This window comes from uncultured Mucilaginibacter sp. (assembly GCF_937859865.1).
Classification (GTDB): Bacteria; Bacteroidota; Bacteroidia; order Sphingobacteriales; family Sphingobacteriaceae; genus Mucilaginibacter_A.
This window is the reverse complement of record NZ_CALMAT010000082.1, coordinates 30,148-34,918: the sequence shown is the minus strand read 5'-3', so window position 1 is coordinate 34,918 and position 4,771 is coordinate 30,148. Positions and strand designations below refer to the sequence as shown.

Sequence of the window (4,771 nt, the reverse complement as noted above, 5' to 3'; positions counted from 1 at the left end):
TCGACCGAAGAGAGAAATCTTCTTCAAAGCAGGATTATGCCTTTTTACTTTGAAGAAGATCCCTCCTAACATCGGGATGACAAAGCGCAGAAATGCAAAGCGCTACTTTCCGTCTTCCCAACTTCCTGGCTTTTTTCGAATGCTTCTTTTATCCCCTAAAAAAATACTTTTTAAAATCTGTAACCAAACCGCTGCTTCCTGCATCTTACTAACAAATACCGTGGATAAACGAACACACATCAGGTTTGGGCGGCCGCTCAAACCTTAATCAAAATCCTGGTTAACAAGCATTTTAAAAAAAGAAGGTTTCTTTTTAAAGGATACTTCTGCCCCAATTTTTACAGACATGAACAAAAAACTTACTTTATCAATGCTTCTTTTAGCACTACTTTTTTTAGTTGGAAGCAGGCTATCAGCGCAAACCAAAGGCAACGGCATAGTTTCTGGTTTGGTGGTTGATGCGCAGCAAAAACCATTGGATTATGCTACGGTTAGCTTGCTGAAAGCCAAAGATTCTTCCCTGGTAAAAGGAGCGTTGACAGACGACAAAGGCCATTATCAAATTTCCGGTGTTCCGGCAGGAAACTATTTGGTTTCCGTTAGTGTGGTCTCTTACAAAAAAGCATTTTCAAAACCGTTTACCATCAGTGAAGCCAATGCTTCTTTTACCATAGAAAAATTGGTGTTAACGCCCGGGGCACAGCAATTAAAAGGCGTTTCTGTTGTCGGCCAGAAAGCTTTGATTGAAAGAAGGGCCGACAAAACAGTTTTAAACGTAGAAAACAGTGTGCTTGCCGCCGGAAACTCGGCGATGGAAATACTGGAAAAAGCGCCCGGCGTTACCATTGATAAAGACGATAACATCAGCCTGAAAGGAAAGCAAGGCGTAACGGTAATGCTGAACGGCAAACTCACTTATCTTTCATCGGCGCAATTGGCTACTTTGCTGCGTTCTACCGATGGCAACACGATCCAGTCTATCGAAATCATCACCAACCCTTCTGCCAAATATGATGCCGCAGGAAACTCCGGGATCATCAACATCATCCTGAAAAAAAATAAATCGGTTGGCACCAACGGCAGCCTTACTTTAGGCGCCGGATACGGCATTTATCCGAAAAGCAACGAATCGCTTACGCTGAACCATAAAGAAGGCAAGTTTAACTTTTTTGGTTCTTTTAGTCATGGCGACAATCAGCGTAAAAGTGATTTGAACATATTCCGTGTTGTAAACAGCCAGAACACCACGACTTATTTTAACCAGCACAATTTTATGCCCCAAACAAATTACAACAATACTTACCGGGCTGGTGTGGATTATGATGTTACCAAAAAAAACACAATTGGTTTTTTAGTAAACGGTTATTTTAACGGAGAGCAGGACAATAACATCAACCGCACGCTTATTGGCAGCAGTCCCGGCGTTACAGATTCTATGCAGAACACCACTTCCAACATTCATCAAACTTACCACAACTTTGCTTTTAATTTGAATGACCGCTTTCAGATTGATACAGCCGGGCAAGAGTTGAACATTGACCTGGATTATTCTAAGTTCAACAACAACTCCAATGCACAGTACAATACTGATTTTTTCCTGGAGAATGGCAACACACAACATTCTCCCTTAGCACTGTTAAATCAAACACCTTCTGTCATCAATATTAAAACGGCAAAAGCAGATTACACCAAAACTTTTAAGAAGATTTTTAAACTGGAAGCAGGTTTTAAATTAAGCGATGTAAAAACCGACAACGATTTGCAGGCGCAAAAGCAGTACGGCAATGGTTTTATCAATGATACTTCGCGCACCAACCGTTTTATTTATAGTGAAAAAATCAGCGCAGCATATATAAACCTGAGCAGGAGTTTTAAAAAGTTATCTGTGCAGGTTGGGTTGCGTGCAGAAAACACCTCTTCAAACGGTAATTTGATTACTACAAACCAAGTTGTGGATCGCAGTTATCTTAACTTTTTCCCAAGTGTGTTTTTGAATGAAAGCTTATCTGCCAAACATGATCTCGGTTTTACTTACAGCAGAAGAATTGACCGGCCAAGTTATGACAATTTGAACCCATTTGTTTACTACTTAGATCAATACACCTACAGCCAGGGAAACCCATTTTTGAAACCGCAATACACACAATCCTTTGAATTAAATTACACTTACAACAAAACCATCAACGTAAGTTTGAGCTACAGCCGTACTAAAGATGTGATTACAAATATCTTGCTTACCAAAGACAAAGCAACGTTCGCTACCAGTTTGAATTTACAAACTCAAAATGCTTATGGCGTTAATATCAATACTCCTTTTACCCTAACAAAGTGGTGGACGGGCAACTTAAACCTGAATGGTTTTTATTTAGGGTTTAAATCAGATTCTTTACTTGGCGGAACACTAAACGATGGACAGGCTGCCTTCCAGTTTAAAACACTGCAAACATTTTTATTAGGTAAAGGCTTTAAAGCAGAGGTTTCTTCCGATTATCAATCGGCACTTACTTACGGCATTTTTCATATCAAACCGCAATATTCATTTGATGCCGGTTTAAGCCGTTCTTTCGCCAATAAAAAAGCAAACTTAAAGTTATCTGTCAGCGATATTTTTAACACACGAATAAGCAGGGTAAGCAGCAGATACCAGAGTGTTAATATTGATTTCAACGAAAAACAAGAATCACGTATTGCCCGTTTAACTTTCACTTACAACTTTGGCAACAGCAAATTGGCGCCAACGCGCCGCCACAACAGCGGCGCCGATGCCGAAAAAAACCGAGTAAAAGGCGGCAACTAAATTATTGCACCATAAAAACAGCATTGCCAAAAAGCAATTTGCCATTCTCCCAGAAGCTGCGGAACAATGGGTCGTCGGCCAGATAAACAACACTGCCGCGGCCCATATCCTGCACGCCAAGCAGCAACCCGTCCTGCAAATGTGCTTTCACTTTTTGCCCGGCAAAACCGGCTACATAAGCATTTTTTCGGATGGTGCCCACGTTCCAGCCATCTTCCAAAAATTGGTACAAATTATCGTCTTGCTTCAAAGTGTAGTAGTAATTGGGGAAACCGAAGCCCAACGGATGCGTGTTGTCCAGATTGATTTTGTAAATAGCGCCCGCAATATTTTCGCTGATGGCGTTGCGTTCGCGGTTGCCAAAAGCTTTGATTTGCTCGTAAGGTTTCTTTTTTGCGTTTGGTTTTGCGTCGGCATCTGCGTCTGGTTTTTTATCTTCTTTCAGTTTTAGGCTGAAGCTTTTTTTACCGGCAACTTTTGTAAGTGCGTTTTCCATCAAAATTAATTTGCCACCGCTGCTTACCCAACTTTGTAAATCATCAGCCGGAAAATCAGGATAATTGCCATCGGGAAAAACAGCGACATCAAAATCGCCCCACTTCACGCGGCCCAAGTCTTTCTCGTTAACCAAACTGATTGGATAATGCAGTTCGTTTTCAAAATAAAACCAAACTTCGCCAAAAGCAGGTGCAGAAACACCCTCACCGGTAACCAGCATCACTTTCGGTTTACGGATGGATTGAACGGTAGAAAAGCCCAAGTCATTTCCCTTCTCCACAAAACCAGACCTTAAAGGCGTTAAATTTCGGTTGAAAGTTTTGGCGACGGATTGCACGGTTTCATCAAAAGTTTTTTCCAATTCTTTGTTTCCCGCTCGGGTGATGATGAGCGAACCTGGATCAAAGTTTTTGCCCGCAGCCGTAAAAGCTTTTTCGGTAACGCGCACTTTTATGTTTTTTTGCATTAGTGCCGCTAAAAATTTTACGTCATTTATTGATTTCCAATTACATACATAAGCGTAACTGGCTTTATTTTGATTGTTCGGCTCTGTTGTTTTCATTGAAGCCAACTGCGGATGCAATGCTTCTTTTATGCCATAAGTTTTGATGCCGTAAACATAAGGCAAACTCCAGGCCGTGATATCGTACGTGTTAGAATCAGTCAAAAAAGTTTTTGGTTCCATCAACACGTTCAGCAAAACCGCTTTTGGCTGCGCCGAAGGAATTACCATATCGTTTGCCTCAACCTTAAATTTTTCTGTTTTCCCGTTGATGTAATTAAAACCTATTGTCGTATTGCCGCCGCCAAAACCATATTGGATACTGTTTTTATCGAACAATTTTGCAAGTGCTTTCAGCTTGTCCGGGTTTTCATTTTTCACCACATAACTTTTAAACTCGCCCGGCGGATTGCTTTTGGCACGGTCAAAAAACGCTTTAAACTCCGTCAATAATTTTTTACTGTTTGCCGAAGCAACTTCCACCGTGCTTAAACTGGTTGTTAAATGATGTGCAATCCGGTCAGACAATTTCAAGGTATCACCGGCAGCAGTTTTAATGGCCAGACCAGCACCAATTCCGCCCTGCTCGAAAGTCATGCCGATAGAGCCGTTGTAAAGCGGATACGTATCGCCGTACGAAGGGTACAGCAAATCAAACTCTTCTTTGGTAAAATACAGCCAGCCGTTTTGGTCGAAATATTTAGCGTTGTTTTTCCCGATGGTAGTTTGAAACTCGCGCTGCCATGGCGTAATATTTTTGTGAAAAGGCTCGGCAGCAGGCGCAAAATAATAAGGCGCGTTATAGCCTTGCTCGTGGAAATCAACATGGACTTCGGGCAGCCATTGGTTGTATAAAGCCAGTTTTTCCTGCGATTCTTTTTGCGTTTGCCAAGCCCAATCACGGTTCATATCAAAATCATAATGGTTGTAGCGGCCGCTTGGCCAGGGTTCGCGGTGTTCGCGCGCAGCCGGGT

General features: G+C 41.8%; 1 protein-coding gene. It reads left to right on the top strand.

The window, feature by feature from the left end:
- The first annotated feature begins 346 nt into the window (after positions 1 to 346).
- On the top strand, positions 347 to 2,797 hold the full coding sequence (locus Q0192_RS08735; RefSeq protein WP_299289031.1) for an outer membrane beta-barrel family protein: 2,451 nt from the start codon (positions 347 to 349) through the stop codon (positions 2,795 to 2,797).
- The last annotated feature ends 1,974 nt before the right edge of the window (positions 2,798 to 4,771 follow it).

Bases quoted from the DNA above. Each gene is read 5' to 3' on its own strand.
- Q0192_RS08735 (WP_299289031.1), top strand. From the start codon at position 347: ATGAACAAAAAACTTACTTTATCAATGCTTCTTTTAGCACTACTTTTT.